Consider the following 22,985-nt stretch of genomic DNA (forward strand, 5'->3'; position numbering starts at 1 on the left):
CATGACCACGCGCATCCTTACCGGTATCACCACCACCGGCACCCCGCATCTGGGCAATTACGCCGGCGCCATCCGCCCGGCGATCCGCGCCAGCCAGCAACCCGGTGCCGATTCGTTCTACTTCCTGGCCGACTACCACGCCCTCATCAAGTGCGACGACCCGCAGCGCATCCAGCGCTCGCGCCTGGAAATCGCCGCGACCTGGCTGGCCGGTGGCCTCGATCCGGACAAGGTGACCTTCTACCGCCAGTCCGATATCCCCGAAATCCCCGAGTTGACCTGGCTGCTGACCTGCGTCGCGGCCAAGGGCCTGCTCAACCGGGCGCATGCCTACAAGGCCTCGGTGGACAAGAACCTGGAAACCGGCGAAGACCCGGATGCTGGCGTGACCATGGGCCTGTACAGCTACCCGGTGCTGATGGCCGCCGACATCCTGATGTTCAACGCCCACAAGGTGCCGGTTGGCCGTGACCAGATACAGCACGTGGAAATGGCGCGTGACATCGGCCAGCGCTTCAACCACCTGTTCGGCCAGGGCAAAGACTTCTTCGCCCTGCCTGAGGCGGTGATCGAGGAGAGCGTGGCGACCCTGCCGGGCCTGGATGGTCGCAAGATGTCCAAGAGCTACGACAACACCATCCCGTTGTTCACCAGCGCCAAGGACATGAAAGACGCCATCTCGCGCATCGTCACCGACTCGCGTGCACCTGGTGAAGCGAAAGACCCGGACAACGCCCACCTGTTCACCTTGTTCCAGGCGTTCTCGACGCCGGCACAATGCGCCGAGTTCCGCGAAGCGCTGCTGCAGGGCCTGGGTTGGGGTGAAGCCAAGCAGCGCCTGTTCCAGCTGCTGGACGGGCAACTGGCCGAGAAGCGTGATCACTACCACCAACTGATTTCGCGCCCCTCGGACCTGGAAGACATCCTCCTGGCCGGCGCCGCCAAGGCCCGCAAGACCGCCACGCCGTTCCTCGAGCAACTGCGCGAGGCCGTTGGCCTGCGCTCGTTCCGCAGCAGCGTGCAGGCCGGCACCGAAGTCAAGAAAAAGGCAGCCAAGAGCGCGCGCTTCGTCAGCTTCCGCGATGAGGACGGCAGCTTCCGCTTCCGCCTGCTGGCCGCCGATGGCGAGCAACTGCTGTTGTCGCGCAGCTTCGCCGACGGCAAGAGTGCGGGCGCTGTGAGCAAGCAGTTGCAGCAAGGCGGCGAGGCCGATGTGCGTGTCGAAGGCCTGGGCTTCAGCCTGTGGCTGAACGGCGAGCAGGTTGCCGACGGGCCGCAGTTCGCAAGCGCCGAAGCCCGTGATGCTGCCGTTCAAAGCCTGCACGAGGCGCTGGCGCCGCAGCAGGACTGAAGCTTTCCACTGTAGGAGCGGTTGAGCATGCGGCCTGAGAGACAATGGCCGTATGTATGATTGCCATCAAGCGGGTCTGTCGCTACAGTGACGGCCCGTTTTTTGTTGCCTCGCTAACGAAATCATGACGCCCCTAGAACGATATCAAGCAGATCTGAAACGTCCCGACTTCTTCCATGATGCGGCGCAGGAGACTGCGGTGCGTCACCTGCAGCGCCTCTACGACGACCTGGTCCAGGCGCAGAACAACAAGCCGGGCATGTTCGGCAAGTTGTTCGGCAAGAAGGAGCAGACGCCGGTCAAGGGCCTGTACTTCTGGGGCGGCGTGGGCCGTGGCAAGACCTACCTGGTCGACACCTTCTACGAGGCGCTGCCGTTCAAGCAGAAGATGCGCACGCACTTCCACCGCTTCATGAAGCGTGTGCACGAGGAGATGAAAACCCTCAAGGGCGAGAAGAACCCGCTGACCCTCATTGCCAAGCGCTTCAGCGACGAAGCCAGGGTGATCTGCTTCGACGAATTCTTCGTCTCCGACATTACCGATGCGATGATCCTCGGCACCCTGATGGAAGAGCTGTTCAAGAACGGCGTGTCCTTGGTGGCGACCTCCAACATCGTGCCGGACGGCCTGTACAAGGACGGCCTGCAGCGTGCGCGCTTCCTGCCGGCCATCGCCATGATCAAGCAGTACACCGACGTGGTGAACGTCGACAGCGGCGTCGACTACCGCCTGCGTCACCTGGAGCAGGCCGAACTGTTCCACTTCCCGCTCGATGACGCCGCGCACCAGAGCATGCGTGCAAGCTTCAAGGCGTTGACGCCGGAGTGCACCCAGGCCGTCGAGAACGACGTGCTGATGATCGAGAACCGCCCGATCAATGCCCTGCGCACCTGCGACGACGTCGCCTGGTTCGACTTCCGTGCCCTGTGCGACGGGCCGCGCAGCCAGAACGACTACATCGAGCTGGGCAAGATCTTCCATGCCGTTCTGCTGAGCAATGTCGAGCAGATGGGCGTTGCCACCGATGACATCGCCCGTCGGTTCATCAACATGGTCGACGAATTCTACGACCGTAACGTCAAGCTGATCATCTCGGCCGAGGTGGAGCTGAAGGACCTGTACACCGGTGGCCGGCTGAGCTTCGAGTTCCAGCGTACCTTGAGCCGGTTGCTGGAAATGCAGTCACACGAGTTCCTGTCGCGCGCGCACAAGCCCTAAAGGCAGCGGCAAGCTTCGGGGTTCAAGCGGCAAGAAAAAGCCAGGGCAAACCGCATGTTGCTCTGGCTTTTTCTTGCCGCTTGAAGCTTGTAGCTTGCCGCTCAGGAAGCCTTTCAGGCTTCCTGCATGAACTGCTGCCGGTACTGGTTCGGCGACAGTTCGGTATGCTGGCGGAACAAGCGGGCAAAGAAGCTGGCATCGTCGTAGCCGACCTCGTAGCTGATGGTCTTGATGCTCTTGCGCGTGCTCGACAACAACCCCTTGGCCGTCTCGATGCGTAACCGTTGCAGGTAATGCAGCGGCTTGTCGCCCGTCGCACCCTGGAAGCGGCGCATGAAGTTGCGAATGCTCATGCCATGGTTGCGGGCAACGTCTTCGAAGCGGAACTTGTCGGCGAAGTGCTCTTCCAGCCAATGCTGGATCTGCAGGATGATCAGGTCCTGGTGCAGCTTCTGCCCACCAAAGCCCATGCGCCCCGGGGTGTAGTTGCGCTGCACTTCGTAGAGGATATCGCGGGCCACGGCACGGGCCACGTTGGCCCCGCAGAAGCGCTCGATCAGATAGATGTACAGGTCGCAGGCCGAGGTGGCACCGCCGGCGCAGTAGATGTTGTCGGCATCCGTCAGGTGCTTGTCCTGGTTCAGCCGTATGTTCGGAAAGCGCTCGGCGAAGTTGGCGAAAAAGCGCCAGTAGGTTGTCGCTTCCTTGCCATCGAGCAGGCCGGACTCGGCCAACCAGAATACACCGCTGGCTTCGGCGCACAGCACGGCGCCGCGGGCATGTTGTTCGCGCAACCACGGCAATACCTGTGGATAACGCTGCATGAGGTTGTCGAAATCGTCCCAGAACGCCGGGAGGATGATGATATCGGCATCGTTCAGGCCGCCGTCGACCGGCAGTTGGACATTGCTGAAGCTGTCCACGGGCTGGCCGTCCGGGCTCACCAGGCCAATTTCGAACATGGGCTGCAAGCCCAGGCCCAGCTGCTTGCTGTAACGCAGGCTGGCGAGGTGGAAGAAATCCTTGGCTTGCATCAAGGTCGAAGCGAACACCTTGTCAATGGCCAGGATGCTGACGCGCCGCAGTGAAGCGGTGGGTTGGGTAAACATCATTTGTCATTGTTCTTATAGGGTAGAGTGGTCAATCACCGGCTGAATCGTCTTATGTTTTTTGTCCAGCTGCAAGCTTCAAGCGACAAGCTCCAAGAAAAACAGGCCAGTACACACCCGCTCTGTCTTGCAGCTTGAAGCTCGCTGCTTGTCGCTTTGATCAAGGCGCCGGGTTGGGCTGGTCCTGATGAATCGCTTCGATCGTCGCCAGCAGTTCATCGCCCAGGTTCAGTTCCAGGCTCTTGAGGTTGCTCTGCAACTGCACCAGGTCGGTCGCGCCGATGATATTGCTGGTCACGAAGGGTTGCCGTGTGACGAAGGCCAAGGCCATCTGCGCCGGGTCCAGGCCATGCGCCTGGGCCAGTTGCACATAGCGGCTGCAGGCCGCCACGGTCTGTGGGTTGGAGTAGCGGGCGAAGCGGCTGAACAGGGTCAGGCGGCCGTTCTCTGGCCTGGCCCCGTTCTCGTACTTGCCCGAGAGCATGCCGAATGCCAGCGGCGAGTAGGCCAGCAGCCCGCACTGCTCGCGGATCGCGATTTCCGCAAGGCCGACCTCGAAGCTGCGGTTGAGCAGGTTGTACGGGTTCTGGATCGACACCGCGCGCGGCCAGCCGCGGGTTTCTGCCAGGTGCAGAAACTTCATGGTGCCCCACGGCGTTTCGTTGGACAGCCCGATGTGGCGGATCTTGCCCGCGCGCACCTGCTCGTCGAGCACTTCGAGGGTTTCTTCCAGTGGGGTGAACAGGTCTGTGCTCAGGTGCTGGTAGCCCAGCTTGCCGAAGAAGTTGGTGCTGCGCTCGGGCCAGTGCAACTGGTACAGGTCGATGCGGTCGGTCTGCAGGCGCTTGAGACTCTCGTCCAGTGCCGCAACGATGTGCTGGCGGTTGTGCTTGAGTTGGCCATCGCGGATGTGGCTGATGCCGTTGCCGGGCCCGGCGACCTTACTGGCCAGGATCCAGTCGTCGCGATCGCCATGCTGGCGGAACCAGTTGCCGATGATGCGCTCGGTGGCGGCGTAGGTCTCGGGGCGGGGCGGCACCGGGTACATCTCGGCGGTGTCGATGAAGTTGACCCCGGCGGCCTTGGCCATGGCGATCTGCTCAAAGGCCTGGTCCTGAACGTTCTGCTCACCCCAGGTCATGGTGCCCAGGCACAGGGCGCTGACGTTGAGATCGGTACGACCGAGCTGGCGGTATTCCATCGGGAAGTCTCTCCTTGGCAAAGAAGCCCATAAAAGCAGGTTGAAATTTTTCGCGCAATCTGGATAATTCGGACCCTCTCCGTGTGGAGGGAGTGATGCACCACCACGCAGGAAGAACCCCGTCGAACATGGGCGTGCCCGACCCGAGCCCCCAAAAGCGTCTGTGTTCGGCTGCGCGCTTGCCCTTGGCAAGCTGTGCACTATCCAGTAAGATTCGCCGTCTATTTTTCGCTGGGCGGCCTCTGAGGCTTTAGAGAATGAAAACTTTTACTGCTAAACCGGAAACAGTAAAGCGCGAGTGGTTCGTAGTCGACGCCGCTGGCCAGACCCTGGGTCGTCTGGCTACCGAAATCGCTAGCCGTCTGCGTGGCAAACACAAACCAGAATACACCCCTCACGTTGACACCGGCGACTACATCGTCGTCATCAACGCCGAGCAAATCCGTGTGACTGGCGCCAAGTCTTCCGACAAAATGTACTACTCCCACTCCGGCTTCCCAGGCGGTATCAAGGAAATCAACTTCGAGAAGTTGATCGCCAAGGCCCCTGAGCGTGTTATCGAAACCGCGGTCAAAGGCATGCTGCCGAAGAACCCGCTGGGTCGCGACATGTACCGTAAGCTGAAAGTGTACGCGGGTGCTGCTCACCCACACACTGCTCAGCAGCCTCAAGAACTGAAGATCTAACGGGATAGTTCATTATGTCGGCGACTCAAAATTACGGCACTGGCCGTCGCAAGACCGCAACCGCTCGCGTTTTCCTGCGTCCGGGTACTGGTAACATCTCCATCAACAACCGTTCTCTGGACGTGTTCTTCGGCCGCGAAACCGCTCGCATGGTTGTTCGCCAGCCGCTGGAACTGACCGAGACTGTTGAGAAGTTCGACATCTACGTCACCGTTGCTGGTGGTGGTGTCAGCGGTCAAGCCGGTGCGATCCGTCACGGTATCACCCGCGCTCTGATGCAATACGACGAAACCCTGCGTGCCGCTCTGCGTCGTGCTGGCTACGTCACCCGCGACGCTCGTGAAGTTGAGCGTAAGAAAGTGGGTCTGCGTAAAGCGCGTAAGCGTCCTCAGTACTCCAAGCGTTAATACCGCTTCGGCAGTCGAAAAAGCCCGGTTCCTTTGGAACCGGGCTTTTTTTATGTCTTGAACTAACCTGTCAGCATGTCCGTGACGGCTTACCGCATAGACGCAGATCAAGCAAAGCGAGGGTTGTAGCCCGTAAGTGGGTAATCACCTTGTCAGTGTGTGGATTTGTTTCTTACCATGGCGGCCAATTTTTAGTGCCACAGACATTACCTAAGTACAGGCCTGATTCAACAGGCCAAGCAAGCTGATGGGAGAGGACTGAATGAGTAATGACGGCGTCAACGCAGGCCGGCGCCGCTTCCTCGTAGCCGCGACCTCTGTGGTCGGGGCAGCGGGGGCAGTGGGGGCTGCGGTACCGTTCGTGGGGTCATGGTTTCCCAGTGCCAAGGCGAAAGCCGCAGGTGCACCGGTGAAGGTCAATATTGCCAAGGTCGAGGCCGGGCAGCAGATGGTGGCCGAGTGGCGTGGCCAGCCTGTGTTCATCGTACGGCGAACGGAAGAGATTCTCGGGAACCTCAAGAAAATCACCGCAGACCTGTCCGACCCCGAGTCGAAGGCCTCGGTGCAGCCGACCTACGTCGACCCGCAGGTTCGCTCGATCAAACCGGAAATACTCATTCTCGTCGGCCTGTGTACCCACCTGGGTTGCTCGCCGACGTTCCGCCCGGAAGTGGCGCCCGCCGACCTCGGTCCGAAATGGGTGGGTGGCTATTTCTGCCCTTGCCACGGTTCACACTACGACCTGGCTGGCCGTGTCTACAAGTCGCAGCCGGCGCCTCTCAACCTGCCAGTGCCCCCGCACTCTTATGAGTCGGACGACATCATTGTCATCGGCGTCGATCAGGAGAACGCATGATGAGCAAGTTCATGGACTGGATTGATGCGCGCTTCCCCGCCACCAAGATGTGGGAAGACCACCTGAGCAAGTATTACGCGCCCAAGAACTTCAACTTCCTGTATTTCTTCGGCTCCCTGGCGTTGCTGGTGCTGGTCAATCAGATCGTGACCGGTGTGTGGCTGACCATGAGCTTCACGCCCTCGGCGGAAGAGGCCTTCGCCTCGGTCGAGTACATCATGCGTGACGTCGAATATGGCTGGATCCTGCGCTACCTGCACTCCACCGGTGCTTCGGCGTTCTTCATCGTGGTCTACCTGCACATGTTCCGCGGCCTGCTCTATGGCTCCTATCAGAAGCCGCGTGAGCTGGTCTGGCTGTTCGGCATGCTGATCTACCTGGCGCTGATGGCAGAGGCCTTCATGGGTTATCTGCTGCCGTGGGGGCAGATGTCGTACTGGGGTGCCCAGGTGATCATCTCGCTGTTCGGCGCCATCCCGGTGATCGGCGATGACCTCACCCAGTGGATTCGCGGTGACTACCTGATCTCCGGCATCACCCTGAACCGCTTCTTCGCCCTGCATGTGGTTGCCCTGCCGATCGTCATCCTTGGCCTGGTGGTGCTGCACATCCTGGCCTTGCACGAAGTGGGTTCGAACAACCCCGATGGCGTCGACATCAAGAAGAAAAAGGACGAAAACGGTATTCCGCTGGACGGTATCCCGTTCCACCCGTACTACACCGTCAAGGACATTGTCGGCGTGGTGGTGTTCCTCTTCGTGTTCTGTGCCGTGGTGTTCTTCTTCCCGGAAATGGGCGGTTACTTCCTGGAAAAACCGAACTTCGAGCAGGCGAACGCGTTCAAGACGCCGGAGCACATCGCACCGGTGTGGTACTTCACGCCGTTCTACGCGATCTTGCGTGCGGTGCCTGACAAACTGATGGGCGTAATCGCCATGGGGGCCGCGATCGCCGTGTTGTTCGTGCTGCCTTGGCTCGACCGCAGCCCGGTGCGCTCCATGCGCTACAAGGGCTGGATCAGCAAGCTCTTCCTGCTGGTGTTCTGCGTGTCCTTCGTCATCCTCGGTGTGCTGGGCGTGCTGGCGCCGACGCCTGGCCGCACCTTGCTGTCGCAGGTGTGCACGGTGTTGTACTTCGCCTACTTCCTGCTGATGCCGTTCTACACAAGGCTCGAGAAGACCAAACCGGTTCCGGAAAGGGTGACTGGCTGATGAAAAAGTTGATTGCAGTATTTTTGCTGGCCGTGATGCCTGCCTTTTCCTTCGCCGCAGAACATGGCCTGGAGCTGGACAAGGTCGACATCGACTTGACCGACAAGGCAGCCATGCAGGATGGCGCGCGAACCTTTGCCAACTATTGCATGGGTTGCCACAGTGCCAAGTTCCAGCGCTACGAGCGGGTGGCCGACGACCTGGGTATCCCGCACGAGCTGATGCTCGAGAATCTGGTCTTCACCGGTGCCAAGATCGGCGACCACATGCAGATCGGCATGCGCCCCAACGACGCCAAGACCTGGTTCGGCGCTGCGCCGCCCGACCTGACCCTGGTTGCCCGGGTGCGTGGCACAGACTGGCTGTACACTTACCTGCGCAGCTTCTATGAGGACCCGTCGCGCCCTTATGGGGTGAACAACAAGGTGTTCCCTAACGTTGGCATGCCCAACGTGCTGGTTGGTCTACAGGGCAACCAGGTGGTTGGCTGCAAGCAGGTACAGAGCGTAGTCGATGGCAAGAAGCAGTTTGACCCGCTGACGGGCAGCCCGCTGACCCATGAAGCGTGTGACCAGCTGACCATCACGCCGAATTCCGGTACCCTGACGACCGAGCAGTTCGACGAGAAGGTCAAGAACCTGGTGACCTTCCTGGCCTATTCGGCCAACCCGGTCAAACTGGAAAGCCAGCGCATCGGTACCTACGTGTTGCTGTACCTGGCTTTCTTCTTCGTATTCGCCTATTTGCTCAAGCGTGAATACTGGAAGGACGTGCACTGATCACGCAGTAATTTCTGGTAGTTGAACGCGCCCGGGGGGCTCTGGCAGGTTTGCCAGGGTGCCCCGGGCGCGTTTTCATTTTGAGTGTTACGAGCATCCCGTACGAGGAGGCGCTACATGGGCGCAACCAACAGGTTAGCCTGCTATTCCGACCCCACTGATCACTATTCTCATCGGGTACGCCTCGTGCTTGCCGAGAAAGGCATCAGTGTGCAGATCATCGACGTCGACCCTGGCCGCCTGCCGCCCAAGCTGGTCGAGGTTAACCCCTATGCGAGCGTGCCGACCCTGGTCGACCGCGACCTGGCGTTGTATGAGTCGACCGTGGTGATGGAGTACCTCGAAGAGCGTTATCCGCATCCGCCCTTGATGCCGGTGTACCCTGTGGCGCGTGGCAACAGCCGCCTGCTCATGCATCGCATCCAGCGTGACTGGTGTGCCCTGGCCGATACGGTGCTCGACGTGCGCAACAGCGATGCTGCCCACGCCGAAGCGCGCAAGGCGTTGCGTGAGAGTCTGACGGGGGTGTCGCCGCTGTTCGGTGAGTTCGCCTGCTTCATGAGTGATGAGCAAAGCCTGGTCGACTGTTGTCTATTGCCCATACTCTGGCGTTTGCCGGTAATGGGTATCGAATTGCCGCGGCAAGCCAAGCCGCTGCTGGATTACATGGAGCGACAGTTCGCCCGCGAGCCTTTCCTGGCGAGCCTGTCCTCCGTTGAACGTGAAATGCGCAAGCTTTAAGGAGCTGTTGATGAACTCCAGTCGCCCCTATCTGGTTCGAGCACTGTATGAGTGGATCGTCGACAACGATTGCACGCCCCATATGCTGGTCAATGCCGAGTATCCGGCAGTCCAGGTGCCTCAAGGTTTTGCCAGTGATGGTCAGATTGTCCTGAATATCTCGCCCAGTGCCGTGCGCAGCCTGCACATGGATAACGAGGCAGTGAGCTTCGAGGGCCGCTTCGGTGGTGTTGCCCACACGCTGTACGTGCCGATTGGCGCGATCCTCGGTATCTACGCCCGTGAGAACGGCCAGGGCATGGTCTTCGAGCTGGAGCCGTCGCTGATGGAAGGCGAGGAGCTTGAAGACGACGATGTCGAGCCGGATGATGATGGCCCGCCAGAAGGCGGTGGCCAGCCGCCGCGCCCGACGGGGCGGCCAAGCCTGAAAGTGGTCAAGTAACAAAAAAGGCGATCCAACCGGATCGCCTTTTTATTTGCAGCGCGCCTGCGATTACAGGTCGCTGATGGTGCGTACCTGGTCTTTGTTGATGCGGGTGCGCTTGCCGTCGAGTTGCTGGAATTCGTAGAAACCGGAGTCCTTTTCGAACTTCGGAGCGTCGACAGCCTGCATTTCACGGCCGTCGTTGAGGGTGATCAGGCTTGGGGTGGAGCAGCCAGCCAGGGTGGCGAAGGTGCCAAACAGCAGGGCGGGCAGCAAAAGCTTTTTCATGCGGTGTTTCCTGGGTATCTGGAAGGATTGGAGCAACGTTGCTGCCTGTGCCGGCCCTTCGCGGGTCAACCGCGAAGAGGCCGGTTCAGGGAGCCCGTCAATCAGTCGATGTACTCGAACAGTTTGACGATCTTCTGCACGCCCGACACGCTCTGTACCACGCCGGTGGCAGCATTGGCCTCCTGTTGGGTCACCAGGCCGAGCAGGTAGACGATACCGTTCTCGGTAATCACCTTGATGCGCGAGCTTGGCACGGCGTTGTCAGTCAGCATCTGCGTCTTGATCTTGGTGGTGAGCCAGGCGTCGTTGTTGCGCGCCAGGATGGAGGAGGGCTGCATCACCTGCAGTTCGTTGTGCACCTTCTTCACGCGCTGCACCTGGCCAGCCGTTTGCTCGGCCAGGCTCTTGAGCTCGGCGCGAGGGGTCTGGCCGGCAAGCAGGACGATGCCGTTGTAGCTGCTGACAACGATGTGCGAGCCCTTGTCGAGGTCTGGGCTGGCTTTGGAAATATTGACCGCAGCCTTGGTTTCGATCAGCGAGTCATCGATCTTGCTGCCGATGGTGCGCGTGCCGCGATCGTCCTCGATGGGCGAGTTACGGGTCGAGGTCAGCACCGAGCTGCAGCCGGTGACGCTCAGGCACAGGGTCAGGGCCATCAGGCCGAGGCGCATAGGGGTCATTCTTCACTCCCGAACAATTGGCTGTCGATCAGATCGCACAGGCAGTGGATCGCCAGCAGGTGGACTTCCTGGATACGTGCGGTGACCGTCGAAGGCACGCGGATTTCCACGTCCTCGGGCAGCAGCAGCGAAGCCATGCCGCCGCCGTCACGCCCGGTCAATGCTACGACAATCATTTCGCGATCATGTGCGGCCTGGATCGCTTGAATCACGTTGGCCGAGTTGCCGCTGGTGGAAATCGCCAGCAGTACATCGCCGGGCTGGCCCAGGGCGCGGATCTGCTTGGAAAAGACTTCGTTGTAGCTGTAGTCATTGGCGATCGAGGTCAGCGTCGAGCTGTCGGTGGTCAGTGCTATGGCCGGCAGGCTCGGGCGCTCGCGCTCGAAGCGGTTGAGCAGCTCCGACGAGAAGTGCTGGGCATCGCCGGCCGAGCCGCCGTTGCCGCAAGCGAGCATCTTGCCCTCGTTGAGAAGCGCATTGACCATGACCAGGCTGGCCTGCTCGATGTGCGGTGCCAGGATGTCCATTGCCTGTTGCTTGGTATCGATGCTGGCCTGGAACAGCCGGCGAATTCGGGATTGCATGTCCATCTGGTGACCTTAAGTGGGGCGGTGGCCGGCGCGGCGCGCAACAAAGACCAGCCCGCGAAACATAGAGCAAAAAATACGAAGTGGGTTCAGCATTCGAAGGCGTTTTTCAGCCATTGAAGCGGTCTGCCTGCATGGTGGCTGCCCTGCAGGGCGACAACGTCGAAGCGGCAGGGTTGTGCGGCCCAGCGCGGCTCCTTTTGCAGGAAAAGGCTGGCAGCCAGCACCAGCCGTTTCTGCTTGCGCCCGTCGATACTGCCGAGGGCGCCACCGAAGCTCGCGTGCAACCGGTAGCGGACTTCGACGAATACTACTGTATCGGCGTCGAGCATGACCAGATCAAGCTCACCGCCTTTGCATCGCCAATTGCGCGTCAGCAGCCTGAGGCCTTGCCCTTGAAGGAACTCAAGGGCTTGGTTTTCGGCTGCCTGACCGGCCTGGGAGGGCGATGCGTCTGGCATCAACGGGCGGTGTCTGGCAGGCGCTTGACCTGGCCGCCAGAGAACTCGGCCCAAGGCAGCTGGCGCTCGATACGCTGGTTGGCGTTCATGCTGAGGCTGCCCGAAAGCCCTTGTACGCGGTTGTCCGGCAGGGCTTTCAGTTGGCCCAGGCGCGGTGCCAGGCTGTAGGCATCCACGCCCATGGCGTACAGCCGGCCGAGGCTGCCGGCGGCTTGCGGCCATTGCTGCACCACCTGCTGGCGCAGGCTGTTGCTGGTGTCGAGCAGCCACGGTGTTTCGCAGAAGCGGATGCCGTTCATGTCGTTGTACTGGTTGACGTCACCGCTGGCGCTGTACAGGTTCGAGGTGGCATAGACCGGTACGTCGCCGGCGTACTGGAAGTTCAGGGTCGGCTTGATCTGCTGGGCCTGTTGCGGCGTCGAGGCGAGGAAGATGAAGTCGATGTCCTGACGGCGCGATGGCTGCGCGGCGATGTTGCCGCCCACGGTGCTCTGCAGGCTCTTGGCGCGGCCTTCGCTCTGGCGCAGCTGGAACAGGTCGGCAATCTGCTGGGCCAGGGCGACGGGCTGCGCGATGCGTTCGGCGGCGAGCAGGGTGCCGCCGTTGCTTTCCCAGTCTTTGCGGAAGGCGGCGAGCACACGGTCACCCCACTCGCCGCTGGGTACCAGCGCAACGGCGCGGACCATGCCCTCGGCACGGGCGCGACGTGCGACTTCGCGCGCTTCATCCTCGGCAGCGAGGCCGAACTGGAAGAGCTGCGGCGGGGCTGTCTGGCCGGCGTCTGCGTAGTTCAGGGCAAGCGTGGTGATTGGCAGTTGCGCATTGGCAGCGAGCTTTTTCACCAGGGGTTTTTCCAGTGGGCCGACTACCAGTTGCACGCCATCGGCCTGGGCCTGGCGGTAGAAGTCGTCAACCGAGGTGATGCGGGAGCTGTCGTATACCTGCACGGCGGGGGCCGGCTGGCCAGACTGCTGAGCCTGGAAGTGGGCGGCCATGAAGCCATCACGCAGTGCGCGTGCGACGCCTGCCAATGGGCCTTCCTGGGGCAGCAGCAGGGCAATCTTGGTCAATGGCTGGCTGGCCAGCTCCTTGAGCTTGGCCAGCGCCACCGGCAGTTGCTGGGCGGCAGGGTGGTCCGGGTGCTGCTGGCGCCAGGTGTCGATGGCGGCTTGCTGTTGCTCCAGGGTGCCGGCGGTTTTCACGGCCAGGGCCAGGCTGGTCCAGCCGGCGAGTACCGGGTCGTTGACTGGCTGCTGCAGCTGTTCTGACGGCAGCGCGGCGACCAGCGCCCAGATCGAGTCGTTGTTGGCGCTGGCGGCCTGGCCGCTGAGCAGCGGGGCAAGCAACACGCGCTGCTGGGCTGCGGCCAGGGCCTGGCCGTCGGCTTCGAGGGCGGCGGCGTGGACGCTGTAGGTGCGTACCTGCTGTTCTGCCGGCAGCTCGGCGACACGCTGCAGGCTAGGGTGCGAGAGGGCGGTGAGGGCCGCCTTGGGCTGGTTGCGGCTCATGGCCAGCTCGGCGCCAAGGGTGCTGGCGAACACTTGCTGTGCGGGCTTGAGCGTGTCCATCGGGACCTGCTCGAGAATGCGTGCGGCGCGCGGGTAGTCCTTCTGCTTGTACGCCAGGTCTGCGGCGCTCAGGCGCAGCAGGGCGGCATCTTCCGCAGACTTGCTGGAGGCGGCCTTTTCGAGCAGTTGCTCGATGCTGGCGTCCGGGGTGCGTGGCAGCTCGCCCAGGCTGGATGAGGGCGAGCTGGCGCAGGCTGCCAGCAGGGTAGCGAGGCAGAGGGCTGAGAGCAGCCGCAGGCAAGCGATCATGTAAAGGTCCTGTTACTCGATCAAGTTGGCCGGCAATTGTACCCAAGCACTGGCCGGGGCGCGATCTTGCTGATGCTGATCCTTCACTATAGGTCGCTGGCCGATGAACGCCTGCGAAGTTCTTTGCGCCCTGTTACGGGCGGTCGGGCTACAATGGCGCCTTTGATCCGAAAGACAGGTGTGCGCAGTGACTGATGTGGCAGGGGCTTCGAAATCCACCGTGGGTACGCTGTATGTGGTCGCAACGCCCATCGGCAACCTCGACGACATGAGCGCCAGGGCGCTGAAGGTGCTGGCGGATGTCGCCCTGATCGCGGCCGAGGACACGCGCCACTCGATCCGTCTGCTGCAGCATTTCGGTATCGACACGCCGCTGGCGGCGTGCCATGAGCACAACGAGCGCGACGAGGGCGGTCGGTTCCTGACCCGGTTGTTGGCCGGCGACAATGTCGCGCTGGTTTCCGACGCCGGCACACCGTTGATTTCCGACCCTGGCTACCACCTAGTGCGTCAGGCGCGGGCGGCGGGGGTGAGTGTGGTGCCGGTACCGGGTGCATGCGCGCTGATTGCCGCGCTGTCGGCGGCGGGCCTGCCCTCTGACCGTTTCATCTTCGAAGGCTTTTTGCCAGCCAAGACGGCGGGGCGCCGTGCGCGGCTGGAGCAGGTCAAGGAAGAGCCACGCACGCTGATCTTCTACGAGGCCCCTCACCGTATCCTCGAGTGCCTGGAGGACATGGAGGCGGTGTTCGGTGGCGAACGCCCGGCGTTGCTGGCGCGCGAGCTGACCAAAACCTTCGAGACCCTCAAGGGCTTGCCGTTGGCCGAGCTGCGGGCGTTTGTCGCGGGCGACAGCAATCAGCAGCGTGGCGAGTGCGTGGTGTTGGTCGGTGGCTGGAGCGAGCCCGAGGGCGAGCAGGCGATCAGTACCGAAGCGCAGCGGGTACTGGACTTGCTGTTGGCAGAGTTGCCGCTCAAACGGGCGGCGGCACTTGCGGCGGAAATTACCGGTGTACGCAAGAACCTGTTGTATCAACTTGCCCTGGAAAAGCAGAAAGCAGAGTAGTGGCCATTTGATATAGTTTGCGGTATCGCTTGTTCTTGACCGCGTGTACCGTTAATCTTGTCGGCGGAGAGTCGATCGGACAGTCGCTGCCTGTTTTTGTTCCGCAGCTTTTGTTGCGAAACAGCAGGGGGAGGAAAGTCCGGGCTCCATAGGGCAGAGTGCCAGGTAACGCCTGGGAGGCGCGAGCCTACGGAAAGTGCCACAGAAAATAACCGCCTAAGCACTTCGGTGCCGGTAAGGGTGAAAAGGTGCGGTAAGAGCGCACCGCACGGCTGGCAACAGTTCGTGGCTAGGTAAACCCCACTCGGAGCAAGACCAAATAGGGTTCCATTAGGCGTGGCCCGCGTCGGAACCGGGTAGGTTGCTAGAGGCGTCCAGTGATGGCCGTCGTAGAGGAATGACTGTCCTCGACAAAACCCGGCTTACAGATCGACTCTCCACCTCTCCCTCCCTGCTTGAATCGATAGCAGGCGCACTCTGGTAATACCGAAAAAATCTTACTCTTAATAAATCACTTTAACTTCGAACTCCATTCGCTTGCGTGGGTTTGATTTTTCTCGTGTTTTTTTCCTCCCTGAAGTCCTTCCACATTCCTTTATCGCGCTAAATCTCGGTCCTGTAAGGCTTTTCCTTATGAACGTGCCTTGACGGTGCGGCGGGCGGATTCCTATAGTGTGCGCAAGTGGCAGAAAGTGGGATGAAGTGGGTTTTCTGGCACAAAAAAGCTACCATTGTGGGGAATCGCAGCCGTGTTCCGCGGAGCCAACGCCGTCAGCCTCGATGCCAAAGGCCGTCTCGCCATGCCGAGCCGGTACCGCGACGAGCTCGATTCGCGCTGCAATGGCCAGCTGATCGTGACCATCGACGCTGTAGACCCCTGCTTGTGTGTTTACCCCCTCGATGAGTGGGAACAGATAGAAGCCAAGTTGCGTGCCTTGCCGTCATTGCGTGAGGAAAACCGCCGCCTGCAGCGTTTGCTGATCGGCAATGCGGTTGACCTGGAGCTCGATGGCAGTGGGCGCTTCCTGGTTCCGCCCCGTCTGCGTGAGTACGCCAAGCTCGACAAGAAGGCGATGCTGGTGGGGCAACTGAACAAATTCCAGCTGTGGGATGAAGATGCCTGGAACACGGTTTCGGCAGCCGACCTTGCAGCTATTCAACAACCGGGCGCCATGCCCGACGAATTGCGTGACCTGATCCTGTGACCATAGATAGCGGCTTCAACCACATTACCGTCCTGCTCGACGAAGCTGTCGAGGCATTGGCCCTGCGCGCCGACGGTTGCTATCTGGACGGTACCTTCGGCCGGGGCGGACACAGCCGTCTGATTCTCAGCAAGCTTGGGCCGCAAGGGCGGCTGCTGGGCTTCGACAAAGACCCACAAGCGATTGCCACAGGGCAAGCGCTGGCGGCCGAAGACGGCCGCTTTGTCATTGTGCAGCGCAGCTTTGCCGAGCTCGGCGCGGAAGTGGCTGAGCGCGGCATGGCCGGCAAGGTCAGCGGTGTGCTGCTCGACCTGGGGGTATCTTCGCCGCAGTTGGATGACCCAGAGCGTGGCTTCAGCTTCCTCAATGACGGCCCGCTGGACATGCGCATGAACCCCGGTATCGGGGTCAGCGCCGCCGAGTTCATCGCCAGCGCGCCGGTCGAGGAAATCGCCCGCGTGTTCAAGGAATACGGCGAGGAGCGTTTTTCCGGGCGTATGGCGCGTGCCGTGGTGGAACGTCGCGAAAAGCAGCCGTTCACCCGTACCGCCGACCTTGCCGAAGTGCTCAAGGTCGCCAACCCGGCCTGGGAGAAGGGCAAGAACCCCGCCACCCGCGCCTTCCAGGGCCTGCGCATCCACGTCAACAACGAACTGGGTGACCTCGAAACCGGCCTTGACGCGGCGCTCGAGTCGCTGGAAGTTGGCGGCCGCCTGGTCGTCATCAGCTTCCACTCGCTCGAAGACCGCATCGTCAAGCTGTTCATGCGCAAGCTGGTCAAGGGCGAGGCAGACAACCTGCCGCGCAACCTGCCGGTACAGCACAAGGCCTTCGAACCCAAGATCAAGCTCATCGGCAAGGCGCAATTCGCTTCCGAGGCCGAGCTCAAGGCCAACCCGCGGTCGCGCAGCGCCGTGATGCGGGTGGCGGAGAAACTGCGGTGAGCAGGCTGTTTGCCAAGCCATTGCCAGGCGGAAGCTTCCTGATGCTTCTGCTGTTCGTCGGTGTTCTGGTTTCGGCCATCGCCGTGTCTTACAGCGCCCACTGGAACCGTCAGTTGCTCAACACCCTGTACGGCGAGTTGAGCGAGCGCGACAAGGCGCAGGCCGAGTGGGGGCGTCTGATCCTTGAGCAGAGCACCTGGACGGCGTCCAGCCGCATCGAGAGCCTGGCGTCCGAGCAGCTGAAAATGCGCGTGCCCGCAGCCGACGAAGTGCGGATGGTGGCGCCATGATGAAGCTCGAAGGCGCACTCTACCCCTGGCGCTTCCGGGTGGTGATCGGCTTGCTGGCGTTGATGGTCGGTGCCATCTGCTGGCGCATCATCGATCTGCAGGTGGTCGACCGTGACTTCCTCAAGGGGCAGGGCGATGCGCGCAGCCTGCGCCATATTCCCATCCCGGCGCACCGTGGCCTGATCACTGACCGCAACGGTGAGCCGCTGGCGGTCAGCACCCCGGTTACCACCTTGTGGGCCAACCCCAAGGAAATGCAGGCGTCCAAAGAACGCTGGCCGCAACTGGCAGCCGCCCTTGGGCAGAACCCCCAGCAACTGACCGAGCGCCTGACCCAGCAGGCCAGCAAAGAATTCATCTACCTGGTCCGCGGCCTGACTCCGGAGCAGGGCCAGCATGTGCTCGACCTGAAAGTGCCGGGTGTCTATGGCCTGGAAGAGTTCCGCCGCTTCTATCCCGCCGGTGATGTCACCGCGCACATGGTCGGCTTCACCGACCTCGATGACCACGGGCGTGAAGGGGTAGAGCTGGCCTATGACGAATGGCTGGCCGGCGTGCCCGGCAAGCGACAGGTGATCAAGGACCGGCGTGGCCGGCTGATCAAGGACATTCAGGTAACCAAAAACGCCAAGGCCGGTAAGACCTTGGCGTTGTCGATAGACCTGCGCCTGCAATACCTGGCCACCCGTGAGCTGCGCAACGCCATCGCCGAACAGGAAGCCAAGGCCGGCAGCCTGGTGATCATGGACGTCAAAACTGGCGAAGTGCTGGCCATGGTCAACCAGCCGACCTACAACCCGAACAACCGCCGCAGCATGTTCCCTGCCGCGATGCGCAACCGGGCGATCATTGACGTGTTCGAACCCGGCTCGACCGTGAAGCCGATTTCCATGAGTGCGGCGCTGCAGAGCGGGCGCTGGAAGATCACCGACAAGGTCGAGGTCTACCCGGGCAGCCTGCAGATCGGTCGCTACACGATCAAGGACGTTTCCCGCAGCGAGGGCCCGATCCTCGACCTGACCGGCATCCTGATCAACTCCAGTAACGTCGGCATGAGCAAGATCGCCTTCGATATCGGCGGCGAGGCCATCTACCGGGTCATGTCCCAGGTCGGCCTGGGGCAATACACTGGCCTGGGCTTCCCGGGCGAGCGGGTGGGCAACCTGCCTAACCACCGTGAGTGGCGCAAGGCCGAGACCGCGACCCTGTCCTACGGCTATGGCGTGTCGGTTACTGCGTTGCAATTGGTGCATGCCTACGCAGCGCTGGCCAACGACGGCAAGATGGTGCCGCTGTCGATCCTCAAGGTGGACAAGGCACCCGAGGCCGTTCAGGCGATTCCGAAAGAAACTGCCGAAACCGTCCAGGGCATGCTGCAGCAAGTGATCGAGGCGCCGCGCGGGGTGTTCCGTGCCCAGGTGCCGTTCTATCACGTGGGTGGCAAGTCGGGTACGGCGCGTAAGGCGACCGTTGGCTCCAAGGGCTACACCGAGAACGCCTACCGCTCGCTGTTCGCAGGCTTCGGCCCGATGAGCGACCCGCGTTACGCGATCGTCGTGGTCATCGACGAACCGAGCAAGGGCGGCTACTTCGGTGGCCTGGTATCGGCGCCTGTGTTCAGCAAGGTCATGTCGGGCACCTTGCGTTTGATGAACGTGCCGCCAGACAACCTGCCGCCGCCAGCAACCGCACAACCACAAGTCAATGCAGCAGACGCCAAGGGAGGGCGTGGATGATGACAATGCCACTGAGCAAGCTTTTCGCCCACGCCAGCCGCGATCCGCTGATCCGCGAGCTGACCCTGGATAGCCGTGCCGTGCGCCCGGGTGATCTGTTCCTGGCTGTGCCGGGTGCCAAGGTCGATGGCCGTGACCATATCGCCGACGCACTGGCCCGTGGCGCCGCCGCGGTTGCCTATGAAGAGCAGGGCGCGACCGTGTTGCCGCTCACCGAGATGCCGCTGATTCCGGTCAAGGGGCTGATCGCCCAGCTGTCGGATATCGCCGGTCGCTTCTATGGCGAGCCAAGCCGTCAGTTGAACCTGGTCGGGGTGACCGGCACCAACGGCAAGACCAGTGTCACGCAACTGGTGGCCCAGGCGCTTGATGTGCTGGGCCAGCGTTGCGGCCTGATCGGCACGTTGGGTACCGGTTTCTATGGTGAGCTGCAGAGCGGCCGCCTGACCACGCCAGACCCGATCGCGGTGCAGTCGACGCTGTACGACCTGAAAAAGGGCGGCGCCAAGGCCGTGGCGATGGAGGTGTCCTCGCATGCCTTGGAGCAGGGGCGTGTCGCTGCGCTGGAGTTCGATATCGCGGTAATGACCAACCTGTCCCGCGATCACCTGGATTACCACGGAAGCATGGAGGCCTATGAGGCCGCCAAGGCCAAGCTGTTCGCCTGGCGCAGCCTGCGTTGCCAGGTGGTCAACCTGGATGACGACTTTGGTCGCCGCCTGGCGGCGGCCTATGCCCGTCGTCCGAGTACCGATCATATCGAGACCCGGCTGCTCAGCTATAGCCTGGAGAATCCGGAGGCTTCGTTGTATTGCCGTGAAGCCACGTTCGATGACGATGGCGTGCGCGCAATCCTCGTGAGCGCCCAGGGTGAGCGCACCTTGCGCAGCCAACTGCTTGGCCGTTTCAACCTGAGCAACATGCTCGCGGCAGTGGCAACGCTGCTGGCACTGGATTATTCGCTGGACGAAATCCTCAAGGTCACTCCCCAGTTGCAAGGGCCGGTTGGCCGCATGCAGCGCCTGGGCGGCGGCGACAAACCGCTGGTGGTGGTCGACTACGCCCACACGCCGGATGCCTTGGAAAAAGTACTCGAGGCCCTGCGCCCGCACGCACACGGCAAGTTGCTGTGCCTGTTCGGCTGCGGTGGCGACCGTGACCGTGGCAAGCGCCCGCTGATGGCTGAAGTGGCCGAGCGCCTGGCTGACCGCGTGCTGGTCACCGATGACAACCCGCGCAGCGAAGACCCGCTGCGGATCTTCGACGATATCCGCCCTGGCTTTGCCAGGCCGGAGCACGTCGAGTTCGTCGCTGGCCGCGGCGAAGCCATTGCCCACTTGATCGCCACTGCCGCCGCCGATGACGTCATCGTCCTGGCCGGCAAGGGCCATGAGGATTACCAGGAGATCCGTGGCGAGCGCCACGATTTCTCCGATCTGGTCGAAGCCGAGAAGGCACTTGCAGCCTGGGAGGCTCCACATGCTTAAGCCCATGACACTCAGTCAGCTGACCACGGCAATGAGTGCTCGCGTGGTGGGTGCCGACGCCAGCTTCGGCGGCGTCAGCATCGACAGCCGCAGTGTCAGTGCCGGGCAACTGTTCGTCGCCCTGACAGGCCCGCGTTTCGATGGCCACGATTACCTGGCCGATGTAAAGGAAAAAGGTGCCGTAGCGGCGCTGGTCGAGCGTGAAGTGGCCGATGTCGACCTGCCGCAGCTGGTGGTCAAGGACTGCCGTGTCGCGCTGGGGCAACTGGGTGCCTTGAATCGCGCCGCGTTCGACAAGCCGGTCGTGGCCATCACCGGTTCCAGCGGCAAGACCACGGTCAAGGAGATGCTGGCCAGCATCCTGCGTACCCGTGGCCTGGTGCATGCCACCCGTGGCAACCTGAACAATGACCTCGGTGCCCCGTTGACCCTGCTGGAAATCGCCCCGGAGCACAGCGCTGCGGTGATCGAGCTGGGCGCTTCGCGCATTGGCGAGATCCGCTACACCGTCGGCCTGACCCAGCCGCACGTGGTGGTCATCAATAACGCCGGTACTGCCCATGTCGGCGAGTTCGGCGGCCCGGAGAAAATCGTCGAGGCCAAGGGCGAGATCCTCGAAGGCCTGGGCGAGGGCGGCACGGCCATCCTCAATCTGGACGACAAGGCTTTTGCCATCTGGAAGGCGCGTGCCGGTGCGCACAGGGTCATCAGTTTCGCCCGCAACGATGGCCGCGCCGACTTCTACGCCACTGGCATCGATCGCGATGCGCGTGGCTGCCCGTCCTTCACGCTGCATGGCGCCGGGGACTCGGTTGCGGTGCAACTCAACGTACTGGGCGAGCACAACGTCAGCAACGCACTGGCCGCCGCGGCGGCTGCCCACGCCGTCGGTCTGAGCCTGAGCGGCATTGCCGCTGGCCTGAATGCCGTGCAACCGGTCAAGGGCCGCACCGTGGCGCAGATCGCGCCGAACGGTGTGCGGGTAATCGACGACAGTTACAACGCAAATCCCACCTCGATGTGCGCGGCCATTGATATACTCGCCGGCTTTTCCGGACGCACCGTCCTGGTGCTTGGGGATATCGGCGAATTGGGTCAATGGGCGGAGGAAGGCCACCGTCAGGTGGGTGACTATGCGCGTGGCAAGGTCGATGCCCTGTACGCTGTGGGTTCCAACATGACACACGCGGTCAAGGCGTTCGGCGCCAATGGCCGTCATTTCGCTACTCAAGCTGAGCTGATCGACGCGGTTCGCGCCGAAAATGCCAGTGACACCACTATCTTGATCAAGGGCTCGCGCAGCGCTGCGATGGAAAACGTCGTGGCGGCATTGTGCGGTGCCAGCGGGGAGAAACATTAATGCTGCTGCTGTTGGCTGAGTATCTGCAACAGTTCCATAAAGGCTTCGCGGTCTTCCAGTACCTGTCCCTGCGCGGGATTCTCGGTGTACTGACTGCGTTGTCGCTGGCGCTGTGGCTGGGCCCGTGGATGATCCGTACCCTGCAGATTCGCCAGATCGGTCAAGCCGTCCGTAATGACGGCCCGCAATCGCACCTGTCCAAATCCGGCACCCCGACCATGGGCGGCGCGCTGATCCTGTCGGCCATCGCGATCAGCACCCTGCTGTGGGCCGACCTGTCCAACCGCTACGTGTGGGTCGTGCTGATCGTCACCCTGGCGTTTGGCGCCATCGGTTGGGTCGACGACTACCGCAAGGTGATCGAGAAGAACTCCCGTGGCTTGCCTAGCCGCTGGAAGTACTTCTGGCAGTCGGTGTTCGGCCTGGCTGCGGCGATCTTCCTTTACAAGACCGCCCCGACCAGCGTCGAGACCACGCTGATCGTGCCGTTCATCAAGGATGTCACCATTCCGCTGGGCATCGGCTTCGTCGTCCTGACCTACTTCGTGATCGTCGGTTCGAGCAACGCGGTCAACCTCACCGACGGCCTCGACGGCCTGGCCATCATGCCAACGGTCATGGTGGGCGGTGCCCTGGGTATCTTCTGCTACCTGTCGGGCAACGTGAAGTTCGCCGAATACCTGCTGATCCCGTATGTGCCGGGTTCGGGCGAGCTGATCGTGTTCTGCGGCGCGCTGATCGGTGCGGGCCTGGGCTTCCTGTGGTTCAACACTTACCCGGCCCAGGTCTTCATGGGCGACGTCGGTGCCCTGGCGCTGGGCGCCGCACTGGGCACCATCGCGGTGATCGTCCGCCAGGAAATCGTACTGTTCATCATGGGTGGCGTATTCGTCATGGAAACCCTGTCGGTGGTGATCCAGGTCGCCTCCTTCAAGTTGACCGGCAAGCGCGTGTTCCGCATGGCGCCGATTCACCACCACTTTGAACTCAAGGGCTGGCCTGAGCCACGGGTGATCGTCCGTTTCTGGATCATCACCGTGATTCTGGTGCTGGTCGGCCTTGCAACCCTGAAACTGAGGTAGA

24 protein-coding genes and 1 other RNA gene are annotated in these 22,985 nt (G+C 61.9%); 18 read left to right on the forward strand and 7 right to left on the reverse strand.

Annotated features, from left to right (window positions below):
• Position 1: 1 nt before the first annotated feature.
• Positions 2-1,351: a tryptophan--tRNA ligase gene (locus CKW22_RS12530; protein ID WP_033702853.1), complete on the forward strand. Its 1,350-nt coding sequence runs from the start codon at positions 2-4 to the stop codon at positions 1,349-1,351.
• Positions 1,352-1,475: 124 nt separating this feature from the next.
• Complete coding sequence (gene zapE / locus CKW22_RS12535; protein ID WP_033702852.1) at positions 1,476-2,570, forward strand: cell division protein ZapE; 1,095 nt, start codon at positions 1,476-1,478, stop codon at positions 2,568-2,570.
• Positions 2,571-2,683: 113 nt separating this feature from the next.
• On the opposite strand, the gene CKW22_RS12540 is transcribed toward zapE, so the two are convergent.
• Entirely contained in the window at positions 2,684-3,604 is a 921-nt protein-coding gene (locus tag CKW22_RS12540) for a GlxA family transcriptional regulator (protein ID WP_077068765.1), read from the reverse strand.
• A gap of 235 nt (positions 3,605-3,839) precedes the next feature.
• The gene (locus CKW22_RS12545) at positions 3,840-4,880 is read right to left on the reverse strand and encodes an NADP(H)-dependent aldo-keto reductase (protein ID WP_095064196.1); all 1,041 of its coding nucleotides are present in this window, start codon (positions 4,878-4,880) and stop codon (positions 3,840-3,842) included.
• Positions 4,881-5,137: 257 nt separating this feature from the next.
• On the opposite strand from CKW22_RS12545, the gene rplM reads away from it, so the two are divergent.
• The 7 genes from rplM (at position 5,138) to CKW22_RS12580 (ending at position 10,002) form a co-directional block, all read left to right on the forward strand.
• Complete coding sequence (gene rplM, locus CKW22_RS12550; protein WP_008097538.1) at positions 5,138-5,566, forward strand: 50S ribosomal protein L13; 429 nt, start codon at positions 5,138-5,140, stop codon at positions 5,564-5,566.
• 14 nt (positions 5,567-5,580) lie between these two features.
• The gene (gene rpsI / locus CKW22_RS12555) at positions 5,581-5,973 is read left to right on the forward strand and encodes a 30S ribosomal protein S9 (RefSeq protein ID WP_033702850.1); all 393 of its coding nucleotides are present in this window, start codon (positions 5,581-5,583) and stop codon (positions 5,971-5,973) included.
• A gap of 262 nt (positions 5,974-6,235) precedes the next feature.
• The gene (gene petA / locus CKW22_RS12560) at positions 6,236-6,829 is read left to right on the forward strand and encodes a ubiquinol-cytochrome c reductase iron-sulfur subunit (RefSeq protein ID WP_027593998.1); all 594 of its coding nucleotides are present in this window, start codon (positions 6,236-6,238) and stop codon (positions 6,827-6,829) included.
• Positions 6,829-8,040: a cytochrome bc complex cytochrome b subunit gene (locus tag CKW22_RS12565; RefSeq protein WP_033702849.1), complete on the forward strand. Its 1,212-nt coding sequence runs from the start codon at positions 6,829-6,831 to the stop codon at positions 8,038-8,040. Before petA ends, CKW22_RS12565 begins: the two co-directional genes overlap by 1 nt.
• Entirely contained in the window at positions 8,040-8,819 is a 780-nt protein-coding gene (locus CKW22_RS12570) for a cytochrome c1 (RefSeq protein ID WP_033702848.1), read from the forward strand. Before CKW22_RS12565 ends, CKW22_RS12570 begins: the two co-directional genes overlap by 1 nt.
• A 117-nt stretch (positions 8,820-8,936) precedes the next feature.
• Positions 8,937-9,560, forward strand: a complete 624-nt coding sequence (locus CKW22_RS12575; RefSeq protein ID WP_033702847.1) for a glutathione S-transferase N-terminal domain-containing protein — start codon at positions 8,937-8,939, stop codon at positions 9,558-9,560.
• A 10-nt stretch (positions 9,561-9,570) separates the two neighbouring features.
• Positions 9,571-10,002: a ClpXP protease specificity-enhancing factor gene (locus tag CKW22_RS12580; protein WP_033702846.1), complete on the forward strand. Its 432-nt coding sequence runs from the start codon at positions 9,571-9,573 to the stop codon at positions 10,000-10,002.
• Positions 10,003-10,053: 51 nt separating this feature from the next.
• On the opposite strand, the gene CKW22_RS12585 is transcribed toward CKW22_RS12580, so the two are convergent.
• The 5 genes from CKW22_RS12585 to CKW22_RS12605 all read right to left on the reverse strand — a co-directional run bounded on the left by CKW22_RS12585 (position 10,054) and on the right by CKW22_RS12605 (position 13,817).
• Entirely contained in the window at positions 10,054-10,272 is a 219-nt protein-coding gene (locus CKW22_RS12585) for a YgdI/YgdR family lipoprotein (RefSeq protein WP_047582670.1), read from the reverse strand.
• 101 nt (positions 10,273-10,373) lie between these two features.
• Positions 10,374-10,952, reverse strand: coding sequence for a BON domain-containing protein (locus CKW22_RS12590; protein ID WP_033702844.1), 579 nt, complete (start codon positions 10,950-10,952; stop codon positions 10,374-10,376).
• Positions 10,949-11,542 carry a phosphoheptose isomerase gene (locus tag CKW22_RS12595; RefSeq protein ID WP_012274070.1) on the reverse strand — a complete coding sequence of 198 codons (594 nt, stop codon included), beginning with the start codon at positions 11,540-11,542 and terminating at the stop codon, positions 10,949-10,951. The genes CKW22_RS12590 and CKW22_RS12595 overlap by 4 nt, the downstream gene beginning before the upstream one ends.
• A gap of 86 nt (positions 11,543-11,628) precedes the next feature.
• The gene (locus tag CKW22_RS12600) at positions 11,629-12,000 is read right to left on the reverse strand and encodes a YraN family protein (protein WP_033702843.1); all 372 of its coding nucleotides are present in this window, start codon (positions 11,998-12,000) and stop codon (positions 11,629-11,631) included.
• Positions 12,000-13,817 carry a penicillin-binding protein activator gene (locus CKW22_RS12605; RefSeq protein ID WP_095064197.1) on the reverse strand — a complete coding sequence of 606 codons (1,818 nt, stop codon included), beginning with the start codon at positions 13,815-13,817 and terminating at the stop codon, positions 12,000-12,002. The genes CKW22_RS12600 and CKW22_RS12605 overlap by 1 nt, the downstream gene beginning before the upstream one ends.
• A 187-nt stretch (positions 13,818-14,004) precedes the next feature.
• On the opposite strand from CKW22_RS12605, the gene rsmI reads away from it, so the two are divergent.
• From rsmI to mraY, 9 genes are all read left to right on the forward strand, one after another.
• Positions 14,005-14,880, forward strand: a complete 876-nt coding sequence (rsmI, locus tag CKW22_RS12610; protein ID WP_047582672.1) for a 16S rRNA (cytidine(1402)-2'-O)-methyltransferase — start codon at positions 14,005-14,007, stop codon at positions 14,878-14,880.
• Between the two features lie 67 nt (positions 14,881-14,947).
• Positions 14,948-15,321, forward strand: an RNA gene (rnpB, locus tag CKW22_RS12615) — RNase P RNA component class A.
• Positions 15,322-15,629: 308 nt separating this feature from the next.
• Positions 15,630-16,085 carry a division/cell wall cluster transcriptional repressor MraZ gene (gene mraZ, locus CKW22_RS12620; RefSeq protein WP_019439042.1) on the forward strand — a complete coding sequence of 152 codons (456 nt, stop codon included), beginning with the start codon at positions 15,630-15,632 and terminating at the stop codon, positions 16,083-16,085.
• On the forward strand, positions 16,082-17,029 hold the full coding sequence (rsmH, locus tag CKW22_RS12625) for a 16S rRNA (cytosine(1402)-N(4))-methyltransferase RsmH (RefSeq protein WP_033702840.1): 948 nt from the start codon (positions 16,082-16,084) through the stop codon (positions 17,027-17,029). The genes mraZ and rsmH overlap by 4 nt, the downstream gene beginning before the upstream one ends.
• A complete protein-coding gene (gene ftsL, locus CKW22_RS12630; RefSeq protein ID WP_033702839.1) occupies positions 17,026-17,319 on the forward strand; it encodes a cell division protein FtsL in 294 nt (97 codons plus the stop codon). Before rsmH ends, ftsL begins: the two co-directional genes overlap by 4 nt.
• Positions 17,319-19,055, forward strand: a complete 1,737-nt coding sequence (locus CKW22_RS12635) for a penicillin-binding protein 2 (RefSeq protein ID WP_162181164.1) — start codon at positions 17,319-17,321, stop codon at positions 19,053-19,055. Before ftsL ends, CKW22_RS12635 begins: the two co-directional genes overlap by 1 nt.
• Positions 19,052-20,542 (forward strand): UDP-N-acetylmuramoyl-L-alanyl-D-glutamate--2,6-diaminopimelate ligase, encoded by a 1,491-nt coding sequence (locus CKW22_RS12640; protein WP_177447942.1) that lies wholly within the window; start codon positions 19,052-19,054, stop codon positions 20,540-20,542. Before CKW22_RS12635 ends, CKW22_RS12640 begins: the two co-directional genes overlap by 4 nt.
• A complete protein-coding gene (murF, locus tag CKW22_RS12645) occupies positions 20,535-21,902 on the forward strand; it encodes a UDP-N-acetylmuramoyl-tripeptide--D-alanyl-D-alanine ligase (protein ID WP_033702837.1) in 1,368 nt (455 codons plus the stop codon). Before CKW22_RS12640 ends, murF begins: the two co-directional genes overlap by 8 nt.
• Positions 21,902-22,984: a phospho-N-acetylmuramoyl-pentapeptide-transferase gene (mraY, locus tag CKW22_RS12650; RefSeq protein ID WP_033702836.1), complete on the forward strand. Its 1,083-nt coding sequence runs from the start codon at positions 21,902-21,904 to the stop codon at positions 22,982-22,984. The genes murF and mraY overlap by 1 nt, the downstream gene beginning before the upstream one ends.
• Position 22,985: the final 1 nt, after the last annotated feature.

It is taken from the genome of Pseudomonas sp. Irchel s3f19, assembly GCF_900187555.1.
Classification (GTDB): domain Bacteria; phylum Pseudomonadota; class Gammaproteobacteria; order Pseudomonadales; family Pseudomonadaceae; genus Aquipseudomonas; species Aquipseudomonas capeferrum.

What these genes read in the sequence shown, in the direction of transcription:
- petA (WP_027593998.1), top strand. Translation starts at nt 6,236, where the DNA reads ATGAGTAATGACGGCGTCAACGCAGGCCGGCGCCGCTTCCTCGTAGCC.
- CKW22_RS12540 (WP_077068765.1), bottom strand. Translation starts at nt 3,604, where the DNA reads ATGCAAGCCAAGGATTTCTTCCACCTCGCCAGCCTGCGTTACAGCAAG.
- CKW22_RS12635 (WP_162181164.1), top strand. Translation starts at nt 17,319, where the DNA reads ATGAAGCTCGAAGGCGCACTCTACCCCTGGCGCTTCCGGGTGGTGATC.
- murF (WP_033702837.1), top strand. Translation starts at nt 20,535, where the DNA reads ATGCTTAAGCCCATGACACTCAGTCAGCTGACCACGGCAATGAGTGCT.
- CKW22_RS12595 (WP_012274070.1), bottom strand. Translation starts at nt 11,542, where the DNA reads ATGGACATGCAATCCCGAATTCGCCGGCTGTTCCAGGCCAGCATCGAT.
- CKW22_RS12640 (WP_177447942.1), top strand. Translation starts at nt 19,052, where the DNA reads ATGATGACAATGCCACTGAGCAAGCTTTTCGCCCACGCCAGCCGCGAT.
- CKW22_RS12600 (WP_033702843.1), bottom strand. Translation starts at nt 12,000, where the DNA reads ATGCCAGACGCATCGCCCTCCCAGGCCGGTCAGGCAGCCGAAAACCAA.
- zapE (WP_033702852.1), top strand. Translation starts at nt 1,476, where the DNA reads ATGACGCCCCTAGAACGATATCAAGCAGATCTGAAACGTCCCGACTTC.
- CKW22_RS12570 (WP_033702848.1), top strand. Translation starts at nt 8,040, where the DNA reads ATGAAAAAGTTGATTGCAGTATTTTTGCTGGCCGTGATGCCTGCCTTT.
- CKW22_RS12530 (WP_033702853.1), top strand. Translation starts at nt 2, where the DNA reads ATGACCACGCGCATCCTTACCGGTATCACCACCACCGGCACCCCGCAT.
- CKW22_RS12590 (WP_033702844.1), bottom strand. Translation starts at nt 10,952, where the DNA reads ATGACCCCTATGCGCCTCGGCCTGATGGCCCTGACCCTGTGCCTGAGC.
- CKW22_RS12580 (WP_033702846.1), top strand. Translation starts at nt 9,571, where the DNA reads ATGAACTCCAGTCGCCCCTATCTGGTTCGAGCACTGTATGAGTGGATC.
- CKW22_RS12575 (WP_033702847.1), top strand. Translation starts at nt 8,937, where the DNA reads ATGGGCGCAACCAACAGGTTAGCCTGCTATTCCGACCCCACTGATCAC.
- rplM (WP_008097538.1), top strand. Translation starts at nt 5,138, where the DNA reads ATGAAAACTTTTACTGCTAAACCGGAAACAGTAAAGCGCGAGTGGTTC.
- CKW22_RS12605 (WP_095064197.1), bottom strand. Translation starts at nt 13,817, where the DNA reads ATGATCGCTTGCCTGCGGCTGCTCTCAGCCCTCTGCCTCGCTACCCTG.
- CKW22_RS12585 (WP_047582670.1), bottom strand. Translation starts at nt 10,272, where the DNA reads ATGAAAAAGCTTTTGCTGCCCGCCCTGCTGTTTGGCACCTTCGCCACC.
- rpsI (WP_033702850.1), top strand. Translation starts at nt 5,581, where the DNA reads ATGTCGGCGACTCAAAATTACGGCACTGGCCGTCGCAAGACCGCAACC.
- CKW22_RS12565 (WP_033702849.1), top strand. Translation starts at nt 6,829, where the DNA reads ATGAGCAAGTTCATGGACTGGATTGATGCGCGCTTCCCCGCCACCAAG.
- CKW22_RS12545 (WP_095064196.1), bottom strand. Translation starts at nt 4,880, where the DNA reads ATGGAATACCGCCAGCTCGGTCGTACCGATCTCAACGTCAGCGCCCTG.
- mraY (WP_033702836.1), top strand. Translation starts at nt 21,902, where the DNA reads ATGCTGCTGCTGTTGGCTGAGTATCTGCAACAGTTCCATAAAGGCTTC.